Genomic DNA, 20,332 nt, shown 5'->3' with positions numbered 1-20,332 from the left:
TATCTGTACCGCGTTCGATTCATTGTAAACCTAACTTCTCTCCAAATGTATCATAGAGATAATATTCTAATATTTGCGCACTAAATTTCTCATTACGCCCGAGTGCAAATAATTCCCGATCTTTTGCTACGATAGTATCTAATGGAATTACCACATTATCCACTATTTTTGTAATTTCAATTATATTACTTTCTACGTTTACTTCTGTTTTAAATTCAATATTTTCTAATACTATATGTGAACGTCTTCCTGATGCAAAAAAAGTAAAGTTAGGATTTTTAAAAATGCCAATTTCACTCTCTAACGGATATAAATATTTAAAAATTATATCTCTGTGTCCATCTTTTATTATTTTTTCATCTTTTTCATCATCTAAATATTCTTTCACCTTCGCTGCAAACTCAAATCGAAAATCCACTCTTTCACGCTCCCTCTTTTCATTCTACGCTAATAAATATATTAATATAATTTTACCATATTATGAAGTAATTCCCTATAAAAAGTAAAAACCACTTTTGTAAAACCTCTGGTATTCCCCGTACTTTTTAAATATAAACACTCTTTCAATATTAATTAGTACGTCGTTATATTCATTTAAACATATTGTTTCCATACTTTGAAACAATATTATCCAGTATTATATATCAATAAAGTGAAACTTTAATCAGTGGGGGTTTTGTTCATCCCCCACTGATTATTAGCCCACACCAATCGGGCGTTTACGGGCAGCAGGGCTTCCACCTAACTGCTTTGCTCCAGCCGAATTTTGAAGCAGGAGTCTTACTGCCCGCAAATAGCGGGATAAACTACTTCTAATTCCTTTCTATCCACAGCTATCAACTCCTTATGCTATTTCAATATATTGTTCACTTTATTTCCCCTTATTCATTAAATCACAGAAGGAATGTAACTCCCCGCTATCGAATTTTTACATAACAAATATTATTAGGTGGTGCTTTACTATGAAATTAGCTGTCATTGGTGGCGGTGATTTACACGATCCAAATCACTTGCATATTAATGAACGACTTATAGAATTAACAAATAAACAATACCCAAAAGTATTATTCATTCCAACAGCTAGTCGTGATGATGAAGGATATATAAAGTTATTTTTAGAAACGTTTGAAAAGCGATTACATTGTGAGGTTCAAATTTTACGATTTATAACCGAAACACCTACTAAATATGAAATAGATGAGATGATTCATTCTGCCGATTTAATTTATCTTGGCGGTGGGAATTACGTTCATATGCTTGAACAATGGAAAGAACATAAACTAGATGAAAAGTTACTATTTGCTTTAAAACGCGGAACACTTATTGCAGGATATAGTGCCGGTGCGATGTGCTGGTTCACATCTAGCATTCGTTCAGATTATGAAGGTTCCGGTTATATAGAAAGTAGTGGCTGGAGTATTGTTAATAAAAGATTTTGCCCCCATTACAATCAATTAAATAGAATGAATGCCTTCCATACGTTTTTACAAACTCACCAAGGTAATATAGAGGGCATTGCATTAGAAGATAATTGCGCTTTATATATTACCGAAGGTTCATTTGAAATTATCGGTGAGCCAGATACAGCTTGGGAGTTTTATATGAATAATGGAAAACTCATTAGACAACATTTTGATATAACTTTAAAAAGTTATTTATAAGCATTCATTAACGAAAAATGTCCCTAAGTATAATGACTTAGGGACATTTTCATCTTTTAACTCACTAATCGTGTAATTCGTTTCTTCTGCCATGAAAGCTTATAATATGCATACTGTAATATTAAACTGACGATGAATGCCGCTGGGTATCCAATCCAAATTCCTTCTATACCAAGACTCGTATGGTAAGAAAGATAATACGCTACAGGTACTTCAACAAGCCAAATTGATACAACACTGATTACAGTTGGCCATAGTACAGTACCACTTGCTCGCATTGTCGCACTAATAATTTGTGCATGACCGAAAATTAAGTAGCTCCATAATGTAATCATGATTAGACTATGAGCAATGTCAATTGTATTTTGACTTGTCAAAAATAGTGCTAAAATATCTCTTGAGAACAAGTAAATAAGAGATATTAATACACCACCAATAATATAATTCATGATGATTCCGGCCTTAACAACTTTCTGTAATCGATCAAATTGGTTCGCACCAATTGATTGCGCCGCAAAAATTGATACGGTAATGCCGAGACTAACTGCCGGCATTTGTACATAACTTGCAACTTGGTTCACAACACCATACGCCGCTGTTGCATCTGATCCATAGCGATTCACAAATGCAATTACTGCAATTTCTGATAATGAAACTAATATCATATTAATACTCGCTGGAATACCAAGTCGTAACAATAACTTTAATAACTCCCAGTCCATACGAAGATATTTTCTTACTGTCCCGTCTAATTGTAGTGGATGATTTTTCTTCTTTAAATACAATAGCATGACAATAAACGTAATAACTGTAGATATAACTGAAGCATAGGCTGCTCCGTAAACATCTAATTTCGGAGCTCCTAACCAGCCAAAAATAAGAATTGGTAATAAGATCATATTTAGCGCTGTACTAACGATTAAAAAGTAAAATGGCGTTTTAGAATCTCCTGTACCTCTCATAAATGTTGTGTATGCAAAATATAAAAATAATACTGGCATAGATATAAATAAAATTCTTGCGTAATGCACACTTATTCCAATAATATTTTCTGGTGTTCCCATAAGGCGCATAATATCCATCGCAAAAATACTACCTATTATCGCCAACACGACTCCGATAATAAAAGTAAACGTAAGCGTCGTACCAACGATAGCTTTTAAACGTTCTTCATTTTTAGCACCAAATGCCTGACCAATTAAAATTGAACTACCAGAACCAATTCCAATTACAAATGAAACGAGCAGGAAAAATAACGGGAAGAATGCCGATATAGCTGCTAGATCATTTACGCCAAGCCATCTTCCTACTACTACCATTCCAAATAACTGTCCAACTGACTGTAATACATTACTTAAAAGTAACGGTACTAAAAACATGGACATCGATTTCCATATCGGCTTATGTTCCGTTTCTGACTGCTGTGACTCTACACCTTCTTTATTGTTATCTGTAGGTGGTTTCAAATTTCATTTCTCCTTTTATTAATTTCTGCACGGTTATATCCGTGCTCAAATAGTTGTAATTACTCCAACCATTTCTATACTGTTTGCTCGTTAAAGTAAATTCTTCTTCCACTCACTATTTTCAAATTCATCATAGAACTTTAACATATTTTTCGTATCTGTAATCCTCTATCTCTTTGTATAGTTGTTTTTATGATGTGCTTCTATTCATTTTCTTCTCTTCATTCTTATAACTTCACCCAATATTGGCTTCCATCAGCTGTTCTATCTAAAAAACCATATTCAATTAAATATCTTCTCAAAGTTACAAAATCCGGATATATATTTTCTAAAACTGTATTTACTTCTTTTTCAGTATACTTTTTATTACTATCGAATTTCTTCGCTAAATGACGTAATATAATTAATTTACGCTTTTGCTTTTTCGGAAATTTAGAAAGCGGTCCATCCAAACCTTCTGTAAAATGCGTTGTTAAAACTTCAGCATTTTCTTCCTCTGTAATATTGTATCGATCATCCACCATCGTAGCTGTTCTATGAATCGGTACAAATTTAGTTTGAACTTTTGATTTTTCTTCTGACAATTCCATTAACGCTAAAAATACTTTCGCTTGCTTCATTTTCTCTCGCAATGTAAATCGATGATTGCGAATCGTCGACGTGCTCCCGCCGTCCATTTCTTTTACAATCTCTTTATCGTTAAGTCCCATATGGAAAAACTGAACCATTTTCTTTTGCAAATCAGTTAAACCTGTAAACTTCTTATCAAGATTTAATAAATATTCAAACATAGACGTATGCTCATTTTGAATATGCAACTGTACAAACTTCTCTGCTTCATACAAAACTTGATTTTCTTGATAAATAACCCCTTTAATAAACGTTTCTCCACAAGCTAAACAAATATACTCCTCTGCTACCTCGTCAAATACATACCCTTTCTTCAATTCCTCTACCGACGCATCCCAAAACTTCTCTGATATATCACTCATACTAAACACTCCTTCAAAATGTTTATTTAAAAACAAACAAATTACAATAACGTTTATTATCACTTCATCATCTTAACATATAAAAAGTAAACATTTCAATGTTTCGTTTACCTATTTTACAAACTTTTATAAAAATGTTTATCTAACTATGATAAATAGGACTTATCACACCGAAAAACGAATGTATTTTAACAAACTAATTATTATGGGATGTGAAACAAAACATGACTACTATTCAAGACCCTTCCAGCATTCAATTTTAACTACCAAAAAGGTGTTTCCGTATATGGAAACACCTTTTACCTTTTATATATTTTATAAACAACCTCTACTAAAACTTTACTTGCTTGTACAAATACATGTTTTCGATTTCCATCCTCAACGAATCTATTTGAACAACCACTAATCATCATCATACAACAAATTATGACTATTACTTTAATGCTTTTTCTGCAAATCATTGTATGCAACTCCACTTTTGTAAAACTTCATTTAAATTTACCCCATCAAAAAAAGTTTACACGAATAATGAAACGTAAAAATATGTAATGTTGCATATTTTTACGTTTCATTACAATATTGTGATTTAATTATTTTAATAACTGGTATACCGAGGTGATTCACTTGAAATTTAAAGCGAAAAAAAATCCATTTCATATCATTTTAATCTCATTGTTTTTAGTTGTTTTTTTCATTTCCCTATTCTTTCAAAATGATAATTCTATTTTTTTCACTCTCATGATGCTCTTAAATATCGTGAATCTCTCTTCTTTCTATTTTTCTCATTACAAAATAACGGAATCTGCCCTTGTTGTTAAACATGGTTTCATACTCCGTACTGAAATTCCATTTGAAGATATACGCCACATTAAATACTCTGGTAAAAAGCTTCGTTCAGAAAATTGGACAAGACAGCAAATAGAAATTCATTATAATTTATTCGACTCAGTAACATCTTTCGTACCACAAAAAGAGGAGAAATTCATTTCACTCTTAAAAGAAAACTGGCCAAATGTGAAAATAATCAATAGCACCTCAAATGAATAGTTTTGTTTGAGACAGTTCTATGCTTTTAGGATAACTATATAAGAATTGAATATCCTCCCCAAGCAAAACCGCCGTTTACATATTTATTCTCCCCTCAGGCTAACTACCCAATAGTTAGTCTATTTTTTATTACATAAAGATACTACCCCTCCATCACAAACAAACGATACGAACATACACTATTTCTAAAAAAGTAAACTTCTACACAAAATGAATGAAAGGTGCTTATTATGCATGAGTTAAGTTATGAAGGGTTAACAGGTGAAATTATTACAAGATATGATTGTGAGTATGAAGAAGCTAGACAAGAATGGAATCGAGCTATTCAAAAGTTTCCTTTAGCTATCATTTATTGTTTTACGAAATGGGATGTTAGTAATGCGATTATTTGGGCGAGAAAAAATGAAATTTCTATTCGCATTCGTTCTGGTGGACACCATTATGAAGGGTATTCTGCCGGAAACAACGTCCTCGTAATTGATATAAGTAAAATGAACTGTATGCAGCTTAATGAACATAAAAATACATTAGTCATTCAAGGTGGTGTTCAAAATAAACAAATCTATGACTTTATCTCTTCAAAAGGTTATCCATTTCCAGGCGGAACTTGTCCAACTGTTGGAGTAAGTGGATACACTTTAGGCGGAGGTTGGGGCTATTCTAGTAGGTATTTCGGCCTTGGTTGTGACAATTTAATAGAGTTAGAATTAATCGACTATAAAGGTAAAGTAATTACAGCTAATGAAACTTACCATAAAGACTTATTTTGGGCTTGTCGCGGGGCAGGTGGCGGAAATTTTGGCATCGTTGTTTCGTTAACTTTTAAGCTCCCTCCAATAGTTGATAAAGTTACTTTCGTTGAACTATATTGGCCTAACGCTTCAGTAGACATCCAAAAGGAATTTCTTCACACATGGCAAAGCTGGCTAGTAAATTTAAATAGTAAAATGACAATTGGTGCGAGCATATACAACTCTGCTGCGGAAGGACTTGCAATATATGGACGAGGTTTATATTATGGTACCCCTGAAGATGCAGCATTCATTTTACAAGATTTAGTCAATATAAACGGGGTGAAGGTGAATTTACAATATCTCAGCTTTCTTGAAGCAATGGACATTGTACAATCTTCATATCCACCGTATGAACAATTTAAATCTACAGGTCGATTCGTTCATAAACAATATAACGAGGAAGAAGTCGAAAAAATTATTAGTCTTATTGAAGATAGAGCTTCCGGCAGTATTTTTGCAGCTTTAAGCCTCTATCCACTTGGAGGAAAAGTTCAGGATGTAGATAAAGATGCGACCGCTTTTTATTACCGTGATGCACATTATATTATCGGCATTCAATCTATATGGGAAGATCCAATCTTTAAAAAGGATAACTCCCAATGGTTAGAACAACGATTTGACTATATAGAATCCATAACAGAAGGCTCATTCGTCAATTTCCCATACAGCGATTTGAAAGATTATATGAACGCTTATTACGGAACACACGCGAACAAATTAAGAAAAATTAGTAAAAAATATGACCCTTTATGCGTATTTACTTTTCCACAAGGAATTAAAAATTAATATGCAATAAAAAAGCCAAGATTCTAAAGTAAGAACCTTGGCCTCTTCTATTATTCTTTCGGAGCAATCATTTTTTTCGGGTCTACAATTTCATCAAATTGCTCTTCTGTTAGTAATCCCGATTGCAATGCTGCTTCTTTTAAAGTTAACCCTTCTTTATGGGCATGCTTCGCAATTTTCGCGGCATTTTCATACCCGATATGTGGGTTTAGCGCTGTTACAAGCATTAATGAACGATTTACATTTTCATTAATTACTTCTTCATCTGCTTCAATACCAACTGCACATTTATCATTAAATGAAACGGTTGCATCAGCTAATAAGTGAGCAGATTGCAGGAAGTTGTAAGCAATAACTGGTTTGAATACGTTTAGCTCAAAATTACCTTGGCTCGCAGCAAATCCGATTGTTGTGTCATTCCCCATAACTTGTGCTACAACCATTGTTAGTGCTTCGCTTTGCGTTGGATTTACTTTCCCTGGCATAATAGAGCTTCCTGGTTCATTTGCAGGAATAATAATTTCTCCAAGACCACTACGCGGACCACTTGCAAGCCAGCGCACATCGTTAGCTATCTTCATTAAATCCGCAGCTAATGCTTTTAATGCTCCGTGTGCAAATACAACTTCATCATGGCTCGTTAACGCATGGAATTTATTTGGTGCAGAAACAAATTGTTTACCTGTAAACAGACTAATTTCTTCTGCTACCATCTCACCAAATTTAGGGTGCGCATTAATTCCAGTTCCAACCGCAGTACCACCAATTGCTAATTCTTTCATATATGTATTGCTATCTGCAATCATACGCTCTGTTTTTTCAAGCATACGGTGCCATCCGCTAATTTCTTGTCCTAACGTTAACGGTGTTGCATCTTGTAAATGTGTACGACCGATTTTAATAATATGTTCAAATGCAGTTACTTTTTCTGCTAATGTTTCTTTTAATTTCGTAATAGCTGGCAATACATGATTTTCTACCGCAATTACACACGCTACATGAAGTGCTGTTGGGAACGTATCATTTGAACTTTGAGACATGTTCACGTCATCATTCGGATGAATATGTACGTCAGATCCCTTTTCTTTCAAAATTTGATTACCGCGGTTTGCAATTACTTCATTTACATTCATATTCGATTGTGTACCACTACCTGTTTGCCATACGACAAGTGGAAAATGTTCATTCCATTTTTCTGCGATAACTTCATCAGCAGCTTCCACAATTGCTTGTGCTTTTTCTTCTGATAACTTCCCTAATTTTTGATTGCTAATCGCTGCACTCTTCTTTAAAATCGCAAATGCTTTTACAATTTCAAGCGGCATATGCTCTGTTCCAATCGGAAAATTTTCCTTACTACGCTGTGTTTGTGCTGCCCATAATTTATCAGCTGGAACTTTCATTTCTCCTAATGTATCTCTTTCAATTCTGTACTCCATTTTTTCATCCCCTTGAAAATAAAATACCTACATTTCTCATTTTAACAGACTTTCATTCAAATGATAAGAATTCTCACTCGTATGTATAAAAAAAATACCTTCTGCCACCGCAGAAGGTATTTTTTTATGATGCTTGTTTTCCTTTTTCAGCGTCATCTACATACCAAATGAATTTTCCTGTATATCCGTAAATAACTGCCAAAATTAATGAAACGAAGCTTAACCACATAAACGGAACGTATGAGAACGTTGCCACACCTAAAATACCAGCCATAAAAATACCATTATCCGACCACGGAACCATACCAGAAGTTAACGTTCCACCTACTTCTGAGTTACGTGCTAATACACGGCGATCTATTTTTAATTTATCATAGCTATCTTCCATAATTTTCGGTGTTAAAATAAGTGATACATACATCGCACAACCAAATATATTAGCTAAGAATGCCACGATTAATGTAGACAATGTTACATTACCTGCAGAATTTAATTTCTTCTCAAATTTTGATACGATTACTTTTAAAACACCTAGCTTTTCAAGTAGTCCACCAAAACCTAAGCCGAAAATAATAACGGCTACTGAACTAAGCATACCGTTAATTCCACCACGGTTTAATAACTTATCGACAAATTCGACACCAGATTGAATTGAGAATCCGTTATATGCTGTTCCAATTGCCTCTCCAAAGTGCATCCCTTGGAAAAGAGTTGCCCAAATTGCACCAATTAAAGCTCCCATAGCAATTGTTGGCATAGAAGGTTTCTTCAGCGCCAATAGCACAATAACGATTACAGCCGGAACAAGCATCCATATTTTAATATCAAATTGCTTTAATAAAGCTTCTTTTAAAAACTCTACTCTATTTAAATCTACATTATCCCCGCCATACATCCATCCAGCAACAGTAAACATAATGCTGGTAATAATAAAAGCTGGAACGTCTAATACGAGCATAGCTCGAACGTGAGCAATAACATCTACTTTTGCCATAGAAGCTGCAAGAACTGTGCTATCAGAAAGTGGTGATAATTTGTCTCCAAAATAAGCTCCTGAAAGAACTGCACCTGCAACAAGCGGAAGTGGTAATCCAAGCCCTTCCCCAATCGCCATCATAGCAATACCAGCTGTTCCAACTGTTCCCCATGATGTTCCTGTCGCGATAGAAGTTATTGAACAAATAATTAAAGTTGCCAATAAGAATATGCTAGGGTGAATGAATTCTAATCCATAATAAATTAATGTAGGTACAACCCCACCAGCAATCCATGTTCCAATTAAAGATCCAACTGCAACTAAAATAAGAATTGCTTCTAATCCATTAGAAATCCCTTTCGTAATTGCATCTTGCAATTCTTGATAACGAAATCCTAACCTTAATCCAAGCGCAATAACTAAAAACCATGAAATAAATAGCGCTAATTGAATTGGGAGATCAAAAATCGTTTGGAAGGAAAAGACGACAGCAAGAAATAGGAATAAAAGAATGATGATTTCTAGCATCGAGGGTAATCTTACACTTTTCATTTTTTTCTCTCCTTACAAGTCGATAACATGATGTATGTCGTCTTACGTGTATGTAGTATACAATTAGCGAAGACAAAACAAAATTTTCATATTATTTCGATTTATTTTTTCAGTATAATATATTCACAACCCTTTCTATTGTAAAAGTAGATTGCGCTTTTCGCAATGAAAAATATAAAAAATGTTGTATTTTTATTTCTTTCGAAAAAACTATCTAATAATAACTTTTTTAATATTTGCCACAACAAAGATTTCCACTGCTGTTCTCAGTTCATATGTACTACTATATTTCCCCTTACCCAAAAGAACACACATCATTTATTACAATACAAGGGGCTGGTGGATGGATTGCGGCATTACCTGCAGCTGAAAAAAATCAAATCAAAAATCTTGCTAGCATTTTAACACCAACCGATCTACAATATTTTTCCATAATCAAAAAAGAGCATGTTACACTTTTATGTAACATGCTCTTTCTTTACTACTCTATATGGCTATGCCTGAATGTCTGCAAATTCTTCAATATACTCGTACTCTTTTTCCAATTCCTCTAAAGACAGCTCGTATAATTGTCGTTCGCGAATCTTAAACACACCTGCTCCAATTAACTCATCAATTAAATGCCTCTTACGATTTTCAACAGCAAAACGGAGTTGACTACTCATCTTTTAAAAAACTCCTTTCCACGATCATTGAAAATGATAATCTTTATCAATTACCACTTTTGATTATAAAAGATGATTCTTAATAAGTAAAGTAATCTTATGAAATATTTACCTTACAAAGTATTTGTGGCCACATTATATATATGTATGCCACGCGAAAAATGTTATGACACTTTTTCATATCCTTTTTCTTTCATACTTTGCAAGTTGTCTCACTATGGTTAAATTCACCCTCAATTTCAACTTGAATGGTGACATGTTCTACATGAAATTTTTCCTTTAATACATCCGTTGCTTCTTTCAATACACTTTGCGTTTCATTACCTTTAATAATAAGATGGCAAGTTAGTACTTGAAAATCTGATGTTACGGACCATATATGTAAATCATGAACTTCTTTTACAATAGTAATATTTAATAATGTATTTTTCACCTCTTCAGCATCTATGTGCTGTGGTGCGCCTTCCATTAATATATGAACTGTATCACGTGTTACACGCCATCCACTTATAATAACTAAAATTGACACAAGAATACTAGCAACCGCATCTGCGGCATTCCAATCAAAAAATTTAATAAGCAACGCAGCAATAATTGCTCCGACTGAACCTAATAAATCGCCTAGTACGTGTAAGAAAGCACTTCTTAAATTCAAATTCCCTTTCACATCTCCGGCTCTCATTAATATCCAAGCTGATAAAATATTAATAAGCAAACCAAGTACAGCAATAATGAGCATTCCATTACTAGCAATCTCCACTGGCTCTTTAAAACGACGAATTGCTTCAATAAAAATATATACTGAAATGACAATAAGAACGACACCGTTACATAATGCCGCTAACATTTCGACACGCTTATACCCGTATGTTTTTGCAGTCGTTGCTGTCTTCTCTCCAAGCTTGAAGGCAAGTAAGCTTAAAGCGAGAGATACTGCATCACTTAACATATGCCCCGCGTCAGATAATAGTGCTAAACTATTCGTTACAAACCCACCAATAACTTCAGCAATCATAAAGCTGGTCGTTAATAGGAAGGCAATTAGTAACGCCTTTTTATTTTTTGAATGACCGTGATCATGTGAGTTTCCCATACAAATGCTCCTTTAAGTGCAATATCTGTATGTTAGTATGAAACAAACTCACTCCCTTTATCCCGCATTAACGTCCGATTGGTGAAGGCTAATAATCAGTGGGGATGAACAAAACCCCCACTGATTAAAGTTTCACTTTATCCCGATTCCTTCTGTATACACACTTCGCTACTTTTCAAACAAGTCCTTTTTCTCAAATAAAAACAAGACTACTTCTTTTTTATTTTCATATTGTTTACTAATGAAAGAATTTTTAAGGAGGTTACTTAAATGAAACGTTTATTTCTCTGTATGGAGCGTGAACTTGTTGTAATAAAAGAACAAGATGGTAACTACGAAACGACTTACCACTTACAAAATATGCAGCCTACTTGTATTGCAGTTGATCCATTTCAAAAGAATCGTGTATATTGTGGAACATTTGGACGAGGTCTATGGTTAAGCGATGATGGTGGGGATTCATGGAGACCAATTGGAGATTCTTATCGTTACTTTGACTTTCCGAAAGAAGACGGTATTTTACATTCTTCAATCACTTCCATTACGATAAGCCCTAATGAACAAGTTAACGGATATGGAGTCGTTTATGTAGGTACAGAACCTAGTGCTTTATTTCGTTCAGAAAATGGCGGTGTAACGTGGACTGAACTTAAAAATATGAAATCATTATTATCTTCTTATACGTGGGCTTTCCCGCCTAGACCTTTTACCCATCACGTACGCTGGATTACAATTGATCCAAACGATCAACGTGCAATCCACGTTTCAATCGAAGCTGGTGCTGTTATTCAAAGTAACGATAAAGGGCATACATGGATTGATAAAAAATTCGGTGCCCCTATCGATGCTCATCAATTACTCATGCACCCTGAAGCCCCAAATCGCCTTTATGCATCATGTGGTGATGGGTTTATGGGCGGACCTGATCGTGCCTATCTTGAAAGTTATAACAGTGGAAACAGCTGGATTTCATGTAGTGAAGGACTTGAACATCATTATTTATACAGCATGGCTATCGATCCAGCTGATTGTAATACAATTCTCGTTTCTGCCGCACCGAGTGCTGATCTCGCTCATCACCGTATTCCTTATGAATCTTATATTTATCGAAAAACGAAAGATACTCCTTTCGAGCAAGTACAGCAAGGACTACCTTCTGCAATCGGTACAGTCATTTCAATGTTTGCTACAAACCCAGCAGAACCGCATACATTTTACACTTTAAATAATAATGGCTTGTTTCAATCCGTTAACAGCGGAGAAACTTGGGAACAATTAAACATTCCATGGAAAGAGGAATATAAAACTCAGCATCCTCATGCGTTACTCGTTACTAATTCTTAACAAAAAAGAGACTGCCTATGTATTCATTTCAGGCAGTCTCTCTTTGTTATTTCTTTAAATCAATCACAATATCATCTAACACAATATCTTTCTTTTTCGCCTCTTTTTTCGGCACTTCAATTTTCTTCTCTTTCCCATCAACAAACTCTACTCCACCATGATTTTCAGGTGTATGAACTCGCAAGTTCACGTGAGGTGTGACAATAAGCTTTGTAGCATTTTCGTTTAATTTTTGGAATGTAGCACTCCAACTACTTTTATGCGGTTCTGCTACTTTACTGCTTCCACCATTTCCTTTACCTGCATATTTATTTCCTATATCATCTTTTATTTCTAATTCCACATCAGCGCTATCCCATATACTTCTTAATGCCTTAGATTCTTCTTGATTGTAAAAAACGATAAAGGACATCGGGGTTACTTCCATTTTGTCTATATTTACTTTTATTAATTCATTTTCAGAAACCCCATTAACCTTTGCTTCCTTACTATCCATTGCTTTTAAACTAAGTGCGAAATTCCAGTTCCCCTTTATTACATTACCTTCATAATCCAACTCAACTGCTTCTATATCCCACCAAACATTTGCAACATCTAGCCTTTCATTATCATTATCGATACCACTCATAGTGGTCATACCTACATATTTTCCCTCTCCAACTTTTGTAACGTTCGAACTACCTCCCCCGCCATTAAAGCCCATAACTTGCGGACTTCCAAATAGGAACGGTTTCTCTCCTAAATCTTTTTCACTCTCAATAGAATATGTGATTGTAATTGTTCTCCCATCAAAAACAGCATCATTAATTGTAACCTTAACCCCATTACTCTCTCTCGTCATATTCAATTCAGTCGAAAACTCTTTATAATTTTCATATAATCCTGTTCTACCGTTATCTAAAAAGCGGAATATGTCACCTACAATTGGCAATCCCCCAGCATATGTAGGAAATCCGATACCGAGCGTTGCAACTGATAATCCTACTAAAATAGATGCAGCAGCGACACCTTTTTTCCAAGTTTTCACCTTTTTCTTCGTACGTATAGATTGTTTTAAATTACGCTTCACTTTTTCTTTTTCAATTTCAGAAGCCTCAATTTCCTCAAGTTCTTTTTCATCTATATCAATATCATTTAATAGTTCATAAATATCTTTCATATTACACTACCTCCAAAACTAATATTCGTAGCATTTTGTTGTAGCTTCTTTTTCCCGCGATACACACGATTATCTATCGCCGCTCGAGTTAGTCCTAACTTGTCACCTATTTCTTCTGTCTTCATACCGAGTAGATATTTCATAATGAACACTTTTTGATCTAACGGTTCTAATTGATTAATAAGCTTCAATAATTCTTCCCTATCTTCCATAACGATTAATTCGTCTTCTGCCGATTTTTCCGTACTTATATGAAACTCATCTGAAATGATTTCTACTTTTTTAGTTGCTTTCCGGTAATAATCAATTGCTTTAAACTTTGCAATCGCTGCAATCCATTTTTTAAAATCACTCGGCTCTCCATGAAACTTATTTGCGTTATTCCAAATGGAAAGAAATATATCATTTACACATTCCTCTATGAGTCCATCATTTTGAACTGGAAGAAGAACTTTATGCGTAATCCCCTTTATGAGTGGTAAGTATGTATCAACAACAAATTCTAGCGCATCTTCTTTTTGTCGCTGTAATCTTTTTATAAAATTTTTCTCATTTGATTTCATATAGTGATTCCCCTTATTTTTTGTAAAAGCTTTTACACTCTATATAACGTCCAGAAAAAAGTTTTCTCTCATCTTTTTTATTATTTTTTGTATGTAATGGAATACTTTTCCTTACCTGTTGTCTCATATAACTTTGAATTTGAAGAAAATTTTCTCAAGTCTACAATTTAATTAACGTAGTACACTATTTACATAACCATTCTTTAACTTGGTGTACATTTTATTTTGTTAATCTACTATTTAAAATTAGGAGATGAGATTTGTATGTGTGGAATTACAGGCTGGATAGATTGGAAGAAAGATCTTTCAAATCAACATGTTATTTTAGAAAAGATGGCAAATAGTATTCAGCATCGTGGTCCTGATGCTGAAGGATTTTGGTTTTCTCCTCGTGCGGCCTTTGCACACCGACGTTTAATTGTTATTGACCCAGAAGGCGGAACGCAGCCAAAAACATTTCGTGCCGGAGATTACACGTATGCTCTTACTTATAATGGAGAAATTTATAATTTTCGTGAACTGAGAGAACAACTTCAAAAATGTGGGCATGCCTTTGAAACTCACTCGGATACAGAAGTGTTACTACACGCTTATTTAGAATGGAAAGAAGACTGCGTGCAACGTTTAAATGGAATTTTCGCTTTCGCAATATGGGATGATCAGAAGCAACAATTGTTTTTAGCACGAGATCATTTAGGGGTAAAACCACTTTTTTATACAGAAAGAAATGACAGTATTATTTTCGGCTCTGAAATAAAAGCATTATTAGCTCACCCATCTGTTCCTGCTGAAATTGATGCGGATGGCATAAATGAAATATTTGGATTAGGATTATTTCGAACTCCAGGATGTGGCGTCTTTAAACATATTCAAGAAGTACGTGCTGGACATTTTATATCTTTTACACGTGATAAAAAGGTAGTTAAGAAGTATTGGAATTTAGAAAGTAAGGTCCATAAAGAATCTACCAGAGACACATCTTCACATATTTTATCTATCTTACAAGATACAGTAAAAAGACAATTAATTGCCGATGTTCCTCTTGTGTGTATGTTATCAGGCGGATTAGATTCTAGCGGTATTACTGCACTAGCGGGGAAAGAATTTGCAACGGAAAATAAAACTCTTCATACGTATTCCGTTGACTTTGTAAATAGCGCAAAAGATTTCGAGCTGACATTTGCTCGCACTGGTTTAGACGCTCCTTGGGTAAAACGTGTTTCTGAACATGTAGGGACATCGCATCATGATATTATTGTGAATGCTGAAGAATTAGCAAATCACTTATTCGTTCCCCTCCGTGCAAAAGATTTACCAAGTGCTGGCGAAATGGAAACTTCACTATATTTACTATTTTGCGAAATGAAAAAAGATGCAACCGTAGCTTTATCTGGAGAATCTGCTGATGAAGTATTCGGGGGATATCCTTGGTTTCATCAAGAAGAACTATTATATGTAGATAAGTTTCCGTGGTTAACAAACTGGAAAAACACATCTTCTCTATTATTAAGCGACGTAACAACTCAATGTAATCCTGAGCATTATATTAATAAACGATTCCATGAAGCTGTTCTTGAAGTACCTACTCTTGAAGGAGAAAGTAAAAAATCCGCGAAACAACGCCAAATGTTTTATTTATTTTTAACGAGATTTCTCCCGTTCTTACTTGACCGTAAAGACCGTATGAGTATGGCTGTAGGGTTTGAAGTTCGTGTACCATTTTGCGATTTTAGATTAGTTGAATATTTATGGAACGTTCCTTTCAACATAAAAAGTATTGATAATATTGAAAAAGGTATTTTACGTAGAGCACTGAAACCTGCTTTACCTGATGATGTGCGAAATAGAAGAAAAAGCGCTTATCCTACTTCACAAGATCCACATTATTTACAAACAATCCGTAATTTAACACTTGATATGTGCAGCAATAAAAACAATCCTGTTTTCTCACTTATTAACCATTCCATATTACTTGCAATTGCTGATCAAAGTAATAAAGTGGTTAACAATTTTGAAGCAAGAAGTGCTATGGAGTATATGCTACAAGTAAATGAATGGTTAAAAACGTATCATATTCATATCGCTTAACAAAAAAGAGTTCAAGGACAAAAACCCTTGAACTCCCTTTCATTTATTAATTGGCACATTGTCTATCTTCAGTATCGATGGACCATCCAATAATAGTGGCACAATCTCTACCTTTCCACTGAAGTACATTTGTTAATACAGGCTCAATCTGTAAACAAGTTCCGTCGTGTAATATTTCTACTAAAGATTGATCATCATCAAACTTTCGTTTATCACATTCTAAAATACCATCTGTTGCCATTACAATGTGATTCTGACCTTTTTCTAATCCCCTTATCCCTGATGTAAAACAAGGGGTATTCGCTGCAAAAACATTTTTTCTTCCTATATATTCATAGTTCTTACGCTTATTTAGCCTACCTTTTCCATTTTCCGTTTGCTCTGAATGGAATAAATACGCGAAGCAATCACCAACTGATAGCCAATATAAGAACTCGCCTTTTCGTAAACAAATTAAACATGCAAGTTCCTCATCATCTTGGTCACATTTCTCGATAAATAGCTCATCTGTAAATAACGCTAATAAATACATATGGGTATGATGAAAAGCTAAATGGATTGGATATGAAAATAATTCTTTTAGTTGTCCTTCTCTTTCTGAAATCGCTTCTATTATATAATGTATATTTTTCGTTTTATGATGTGTATCAAAAATCATAACAAATTCAAATTCTAATTTCGGATCCCACCAAGCTAGCACTGCATCTCCTCTTTCATATGCATCACTCTCTTGATTTCCTCCATATACGCCGACTGAAAGAGGACCACATTTTTCAACATGTATTTGATCTACATACATCTTTTCATGACTAATCCATTTAAATGTATTCACAGCTATCATCCTCTCTCTTGCTAAATGTATACCTTTACACATAGATTACCTTATATTTCAATAAAAATAAACTTTTTCAACATTTATTATGAAAATAACAGGATTTTAATTCTTACCAAGCGAATATATCTTATAATACGATATAAAAGTTAGGGGGATTTATAATATGAAAGATATTAATCCACATTGGGAGACAATTTACTACCACTTACGATATGAGTATGAAGACAATCTTTCTCACCAAGCAATTCGCATTTTACAAATCATTTCTCGTGAGAATGACATAACAATTGGAAAAGTTGCTTCTGAACTCGGTTTATCTCATAACACAGCGTCTGAACACGTGAAACGCCTTATTCAAAAAGGATTTATCATTAAAGAAAGAAATAAACAAGATGAAAGAGTTGTGAACCTTACATTAACGGCAGAAGGAATTGAAGCATTAGAAAAGCATACTTTGCTAGATAAAGAAAAGATACAAATATTAGAATCACAGTTATCAAAAGAAGAGCAACAACTAATAGAAAAAGCCTTTTCGTTATTAGCTAAGGAGGCAAAATATGCATTTCCTCGTTAAGGTCATCGTCTCCGCCCTCATTATTGGGGGTGTAACCGAATTTGCTAAATACTATAGTACACTTGGTGGCTTTATCGCAGCTCTTCCTCTTATTAGTTTACTTAGTTTATTTTGGATTTCTTTCGAAGGTGGGAGTAAACAAGAGTTAAGTCAATTCGCTTTAGGCGTATTATATGGATTTCCTGCATCTGCACTACTATTATTTATTGTTTATATCGGTTTAAAGAACTCCTTTTCACTTAGTACATCTATACTCTTTGGCATATGTGCCTGGTGTATCGTCTTTACTTGCCAAAAAGTATTTCAAGCTTAGGGGGAATTACTATTAATAGATCAGTAAAGATATTTGGACAAAATGTAGAAGTATATATGAGAGGTAGTAGTAAACAAACTGTAGTCATTCAAACAGGAATGGGATGCTCATTTTATGATTGGCTTCCTATTATAGAAAAGCTTTCACAAAACTTTACAGTCATTTCATATCATCGCCCAGGTTACGGAGAAAGTGAGCTAGGAACTAATCCACGTACAACAATACAAGCTGCAAAGGAACTACATATGCTGCTACATGAACTAGCTATTTACGAGCCAATCATTTTAATTGGTCATTCCTATGGAGGTTTATGCGCACAACATTTTGCGATATTACATGAGGATCAAATTAAAGCACTTATTTTAGTTGATTCTACTTCCATGAACTTACACCGATTAGATGAGCTTCATTTACCGATTTCTGATCAAACTGATTCTGACGATACTTGGCTACAAAAATATCATACTTACTCCAACATCGATGCAGACGCGCTTTATACTGAACTAAAACCTATGCTCGTCAATACAACAAAACAGCATATCAAATTTTCTACATCTCCTTCATTATATAAAGCGACAGCTTCTGAACTGTCCGAGTGGAAATATTGTGCTCGCTCAATAAAAAAACAACATAAAACATTAGAAATACCATTAATCGTTATCGGTAGAGATCCTCAATATTCTATTGCTCAATTGATTGAGGGCGGTATGCCAAAAGAAGAAGCTACACAACTTGAAGATATGTGGCAAGAACTTATTCGTGAACAATTACACCTCTCAATAAACAGCAAATATATTCTTGCCGAACATGCTGGTCACGGAATAGAAAATGATCGACCAGATATTATCATTCAAGTCATTCAATCTTTACACACAAAAAAAGGAAGCAACTAAAGCTGCTTCCTTACTTATCTATTCATAGTCTTCTTCGTCATCATCAACTTCTTCATAATACGAACTCCCATTGCTTACATATATAGGACCATTCGCAACATCAATACGTAGTACCCATGCCCATGGCACAGCTAAACGTTTATGTATTGCTCTCCAAAAATTCATTGATTTTCTTTCGTACTCCTGGAACTCCTGAAGTAACTCTTTATAGGAGGAACCGTCTAACTGAATATTTGCTTCTAATAAACGAGAATGGGCATAGTACTGTAACTCTAGTTCAGCAGCAATCTCCATTTCTTCTTCCGTTGCCATACCTATAATTGCTCCATCTGCTGGTGCGATTTCATATACGTTGTGAACTTCAATAAGCCCTTCTTTCTCTCTCTCAAACATGTAAACAGCCTCCTTTAACCAATATTTTTTATGTTACAAAGTCATACTTCTACAATACCTTCTCTCTTTCCTCTTTTTTTGATAAACTTTTACAAATTATTTATCTGATGACCAATATTCTCTATTCTTTCAGCAGAAACTAGCCTATCACTGTTAAAAGTTAATTTGTACACATCGGGCATATGAAGTGTTTTCCAAAACTGAAAATCATATTTCGAATCAAAATAATTCATAAGTAAAACCATAATATTCCCATGAGTACCTATTACAATATTCTTCCCCTTATATTTTTTTAATATATTTTGCATACATAATACAGCACGTCTTTGCGCTACATCATTCGATTCTCCGCCTTCGTATGCAAAAGTCCAATCTTCCCACACATTCTGAATAGCATCATTAAAATCCTGTACTGGTTCTTTACTTAATAACCTTTCCCGTAAATCTTCTTCCAATTGTATTGATAGTTTATTTGCATTCGCAATTCCTTCAACGGTCTGAATCGCTCTTTCGTATGGACTAGAAATAACAACATCAATCTTCTCATCTTTTAACAAGCTTGTTATGTTTTGTGCATCTAACCAACCCTTCTCAGATAAGGGGCGTTCCCGTTCTTCTTTTGTATATGTAGAGTGGGCATGGCGAACGAAATATATTGTAGTCATTATTCAACTTCCTTTCTTATTTTCAATCTATATT

Annotated in this window: 21 protein-coding genes; 8 read left to right on the top strand and 13 right to left on the bottom strand. The window is 34.4% G+C overall.

Going from position 1 to position 20,332, the window contains the following annotated elements:
- Nucleotides 1-19: 19 nt before the first annotated feature.
- Nucleotides 20-418, bottom strand: a complete 399-nt coding sequence (locus EXW56_RS08740; RefSeq protein ID WP_002158427.1) for a DUF3942 family protein — start codon at nt 416-418, stop codon at nt 20-22.
- 544 nt (nt 419-962) lie between these two features.
- Here EXW56_RS08740 and EXW56_RS08735 point away from each other — a divergent pair.
- A complete protein-coding gene (locus EXW56_RS08735) occupies nt 963-1,661 on the top strand; it encodes a peptidase E (protein WP_002200980.1) in 699 nt (232 codons plus the stop codon).
- A gap of 56 nt (nt 1,662-1,717) precedes the next feature.
- Here EXW56_RS08735 and EXW56_RS08730 read toward each other — a convergent pair whose 3' ends face one another.
- From EXW56_RS08730 to EXW56_RS08720, 3 genes are all read right to left on the bottom strand, one after another.
- Complete coding sequence (locus EXW56_RS08730) at nt 1,718-3,127, bottom strand: MATE family efflux transporter (protein ID WP_215597369.1); 1,410 nt, start codon at nt 3,125-3,127, stop codon at nt 1,718-1,720.
- Nucleotides 3,128-3,354: 227 nt separating this feature from the next.
- Nucleotides 3,355-4,119 (bottom strand): DUF2087 domain-containing protein, encoded by a 765-nt coding sequence (locus EXW56_RS08725; RefSeq protein ID WP_070169986.1) that lies wholly within the window; start codon nt 4,117-4,119, stop codon nt 3,355-3,357.
- 299 nt (nt 4,120-4,418) lie between these two features.
- Nucleotides 4,419-4,580 (bottom strand): hypothetical protein, encoded by a 162-nt coding sequence (locus tag EXW56_RS08720; protein ID WP_002158431.1) that lies wholly within the window; start codon nt 4,578-4,580, stop codon nt 4,419-4,421.
- Nucleotides 4,581-4,743: 163 nt separating this feature from the next.
- Here EXW56_RS08720 and EXW56_RS08715 point away from each other — a divergent pair, with 163 nt between their 5' ends.
- Nucleotides 4,744-5,166 carry a PH domain-containing protein gene (locus EXW56_RS08715; protein WP_002200982.1) on the top strand — a complete coding sequence of 141 codons (423 nt, stop codon included), beginning with the start codon at nt 4,744-4,746 and terminating at the stop codon, nt 5,164-5,166.
- Between the two features lie 230 nt (nt 5,167-5,396).
- A complete protein-coding gene (locus EXW56_RS08710) occupies nt 5,397-6,746 on the top strand; it encodes an FAD-binding oxidoreductase (RefSeq protein ID WP_215597368.1) in 1,350 nt (449 codons plus the stop codon).
- Nucleotides 6,747-6,796: 50 nt separating this feature from the next.
- Here the strand turns inward: EXW56_RS08710 and fumC are convergent, their stop codons facing one another.
- From fumC to EXW56_RS08690, 4 genes are all read right to left on the bottom strand, one after another.
- Complete coding sequence (gene fumC, locus EXW56_RS08705) at nt 6,797-8,185, bottom strand: class II fumarate hydratase (RefSeq protein ID WP_002064705.1); 1,389 nt, start codon at nt 8,183-8,185, stop codon at nt 6,797-6,799.
- A gap of 124 nt (nt 8,186-8,309) precedes the next feature.
- Nucleotides 8,310-9,713 carry a Na+/H+ antiporter NhaC gene (gene nhaC / locus EXW56_RS08700; RefSeq protein WP_002200985.1) on the bottom strand — a complete coding sequence of 468 codons (1,404 nt, stop codon included), beginning with the start codon at nt 9,711-9,713 and terminating at the stop codon, nt 8,310-8,312.
- 494 nt (nt 9,714-10,207) lie between these two features.
- Complete coding sequence (fbpA, locus tag EXW56_RS08695; protein ID WP_002200986.1) at nt 10,208-10,378, bottom strand: Fur-regulated basic protein FbpA; 171 nt, start codon at nt 10,376-10,378, stop codon at nt 10,208-10,210.
- Nucleotides 10,379-10,571: 193 nt separating this feature from the next.
- Complete coding sequence (locus EXW56_RS08690; protein WP_002200987.1) at nt 10,572-11,471, bottom strand: cation diffusion facilitator family transporter; 900 nt, start codon at nt 11,469-11,471, stop codon at nt 10,572-10,574.
- 270 nt (nt 11,472-11,741) lie between these two features.
- On the opposite strand from EXW56_RS08690, the gene EXW56_RS08685 reads away from it, so the two are divergent.
- On the top strand, nt 11,742-12,815 hold the full coding sequence (locus tag EXW56_RS08685; RefSeq protein WP_215597367.1) for a beta propeller repeat protein: 1,074 nt from the start codon (nt 11,742-11,744) through the stop codon (nt 12,813-12,815).
- 46 nt (nt 12,816-12,861) lie between these two features.
- Here the strand turns inward: EXW56_RS08685 and EXW56_RS08680 are convergent, their stop codons facing one another.
- Both EXW56_RS08680 and EXW56_RS08675 read right to left on the bottom strand, forming a co-directional pair.
- A complete protein-coding gene (locus EXW56_RS08680; RefSeq protein ID WP_002200989.1) occupies nt 12,862-13,974 on the bottom strand; it encodes a DUF4179 domain-containing protein in 1,113 nt (370 codons plus the stop codon).
- Entirely contained in the window at nt 13,971-14,537 is a 567-nt protein-coding gene (locus EXW56_RS08675; protein ID WP_002200990.1) for a sigma-70 family RNA polymerase sigma factor, read from the bottom strand. The genes EXW56_RS08680 and EXW56_RS08675 overlap by 4 nt, the downstream gene beginning before the upstream one ends.
- A 264-nt stretch (nt 14,538-14,801) precedes the next feature.
- Here EXW56_RS08675 and asnB point away from each other — a divergent pair, with 264 nt between their 5' ends.
- Nucleotides 14,802-16,625 (top strand): asparagine synthase (glutamine-hydrolyzing), encoded by a 1,824-nt coding sequence (asnB, locus tag EXW56_RS08670; protein WP_215597366.1) that lies wholly within the window; start codon nt 14,802-14,804, stop codon nt 16,623-16,625.
- A gap of 46 nt (nt 16,626-16,671) precedes the next feature.
- Here asnB and EXW56_RS08665 read toward each other — a convergent pair whose 3' ends face one another.
- Complete coding sequence (locus tag EXW56_RS08665; RefSeq protein ID WP_002200992.1) at nt 16,672-17,499, bottom strand: PP2C family serine/threonine-protein phosphatase; 828 nt, start codon at nt 17,497-17,499, stop codon at nt 16,672-16,674.
- Between the two features lie 124 nt (nt 17,500-17,623).
- Here EXW56_RS08665 and EXW56_RS08660 point away from each other — a divergent pair, with 124 nt between their 5' ends.
- The 3 genes from EXW56_RS08660 to EXW56_RS08650 are packed head-to-tail and all read left to right on the top strand — an operon-like array spanning nt 17,624 to nt 19,240.
- Nucleotides 17,624-18,034 carry a MarR family winged helix-turn-helix transcriptional regulator gene (locus EXW56_RS08660; protein WP_002158444.1) on the top strand — a complete coding sequence of 137 codons (411 nt, stop codon included), beginning with the start codon at nt 17,624-17,626 and terminating at the stop codon, nt 18,032-18,034.
- Nucleotides 18,018-18,347: a DUF3147 family protein gene (locus EXW56_RS08655; protein ID WP_002158445.1), complete on the top strand. Its 330-nt coding sequence runs from the start codon at nt 18,018-18,020 to the stop codon at nt 18,345-18,347. The genes EXW56_RS08660 and EXW56_RS08655 overlap by 17 nt, the downstream gene beginning before the upstream one ends.
- Nucleotides 18,299-19,240 carry an alpha/beta fold hydrolase gene (locus tag EXW56_RS08650; RefSeq protein ID WP_098988071.1) on the top strand — a complete coding sequence of 314 codons (942 nt, stop codon included), beginning with the start codon at nt 18,299-18,301 and terminating at the stop codon, nt 19,238-19,240. Before EXW56_RS08655 ends, EXW56_RS08650 begins: the two co-directional genes overlap by 49 nt.
- Nucleotides 19,241-19,258: 18 nt before the next feature.
- On the opposite strand, the gene EXW56_RS08645 is transcribed toward EXW56_RS08650, so the two are convergent.
- Together EXW56_RS08645 and EXW56_RS08640 are read right to left on the bottom strand one after the other, a co-directional pair.
- Nucleotides 19,259-19,633, bottom strand: a complete 375-nt coding sequence (locus tag EXW56_RS08645; RefSeq protein WP_002200994.1) for a hypothetical protein — start codon at nt 19,631-19,633, stop codon at nt 19,259-19,261.
- Nucleotides 19,634-19,722: 89 nt separating this feature from the next.
- Nucleotides 19,723-20,298 carry a histidine phosphatase family protein gene (locus EXW56_RS08640; RefSeq protein WP_215558269.1) on the bottom strand — a complete coding sequence of 192 codons (576 nt, stop codon included), beginning with the start codon at nt 20,296-20,298 and terminating at the stop codon, nt 19,723-19,725.
- Between the last annotated feature and the right edge of the window lie 34 nt (nt 20,299-20,332).

This window comes from Bacillus mycoides (assembly GCF_018742245.1).
Classification (GTDB): Bacteria; Bacillota; Bacilli; order Bacillales; family Bacillaceae_G; genus Bacillus_A; species Bacillus_A cereus_U.
The sequence above is the reverse complement of the archived record's forward strand: the minus strand, read 5'-3'. Positions and strand labels throughout refer to the sequence as shown.

Excerpts from the sequence above, each read along its gene's own strand:
- asnB (WP_215597366.1), top strand. The coding sequence starts at position 14,802 with ATGTGTGGAATTACAGGCTGGATAGATTGGAAGAAAGATCTTTCAAAT.
- EXW56_RS08645 (WP_002200994.1), bottom strand. The coding sequence starts at position 19,633 with ATGTTTGAGAGAGAGAAAGAAGGGCTTATTGAAGTTCACAACGTATAT.
- EXW56_RS08660 (WP_002158444.1), top strand. The coding sequence starts at position 17,624 with ATGAAAGATATTAATCCACATTGGGAGACAATTTACTACCACTTACGA.
- fumC (WP_002064705.1), bottom strand. The coding sequence starts at position 8,185 with ATGGAGTACAGAATTGAAAGAGATACATTAGGAGAAATGAAAGTTCCA.
- EXW56_RS08685 (WP_215597367.1), top strand. The coding sequence starts at position 11,742 with ATGAAACGTTTATTTCTCTGTATGGAGCGTGAACTTGTTGTAATAAAA.
- EXW56_RS08655 (WP_002158445.1), top strand. The coding sequence starts at position 18,018 with ATGCATTTCCTCGTTAAGGTCATCGTCTCCGCCCTCATTATTGGGGGT.
- fbpA (WP_002200986.1), bottom strand. The coding sequence starts at position 10,378 with ATGAGTAGTCAACTCCGTTTTGCTGTTGAAAATCGTAAGAGGCATTTA.
- EXW56_RS08665 (WP_002200992.1), bottom strand. The coding sequence starts at position 17,499 with ATGTGTAAAGGTATACATTTAGCAAGAGAGAGGATGATAGCTGTGAAT.
- EXW56_RS08735 (WP_002200980.1), top strand. The coding sequence starts at position 963 with ATGAAATTAGCTGTCATTGGTGGCGGTGATTTACACGATCCAAATCAC.
- EXW56_RS08675 (WP_002200990.1), bottom strand. The coding sequence starts at position 14,537 with ATGAAATCAAATGAGAAAAATTTTATAAAAAGATTACAGCGACAAAAA.
- EXW56_RS08640 (WP_215558269.1), bottom strand. The coding sequence starts at position 20,298 with ATGACTACAATATATTTCGTTCGCCATGCCCACTCTACATATACAAAA.
- nhaC (WP_002200985.1), bottom strand. The coding sequence starts at position 9,713 with ATGAAAAGTGTAAGATTACCCTCGATGCTAGAAATCATCATTCTTTTA.
- EXW56_RS08690 (WP_002200987.1), bottom strand. The coding sequence starts at position 11,471 with ATGGGAAACTCACATGATCACGGTCATTCAAAAAATAAAAAGGCGTTA.
- EXW56_RS08725 (WP_070169986.1), bottom strand. The coding sequence starts at position 4,119 with ATGAGTGATATATCAGAGAAGTTTTGGGATGCGTCGGTAGAGGAATTG.
- EXW56_RS08680 (WP_002200989.1), bottom strand. The coding sequence starts at position 13,974 with ATGAAAGATATTTATGAACTATTAAATGATATTGATATAGATGAAAAA.
- EXW56_RS08720 (WP_002158431.1), bottom strand. The coding sequence starts at position 4,580 with ATGATTTGCAGAAAAAGCATTAAAGTAATAGTCATAATTTGTTGTATG.
- EXW56_RS08650 (WP_098988071.1), top strand. The coding sequence starts at position 18,299 with ATGTGCCTGGTGTATCGTCTTTACTTGCCAAAAAGTATTTCAAGCTTA.
- EXW56_RS08710 (WP_215597368.1), top strand. The coding sequence starts at position 5,397 with ATGCATGAGTTAAGTTATGAAGGGTTAACAGGTGAAATTATTACAAGA.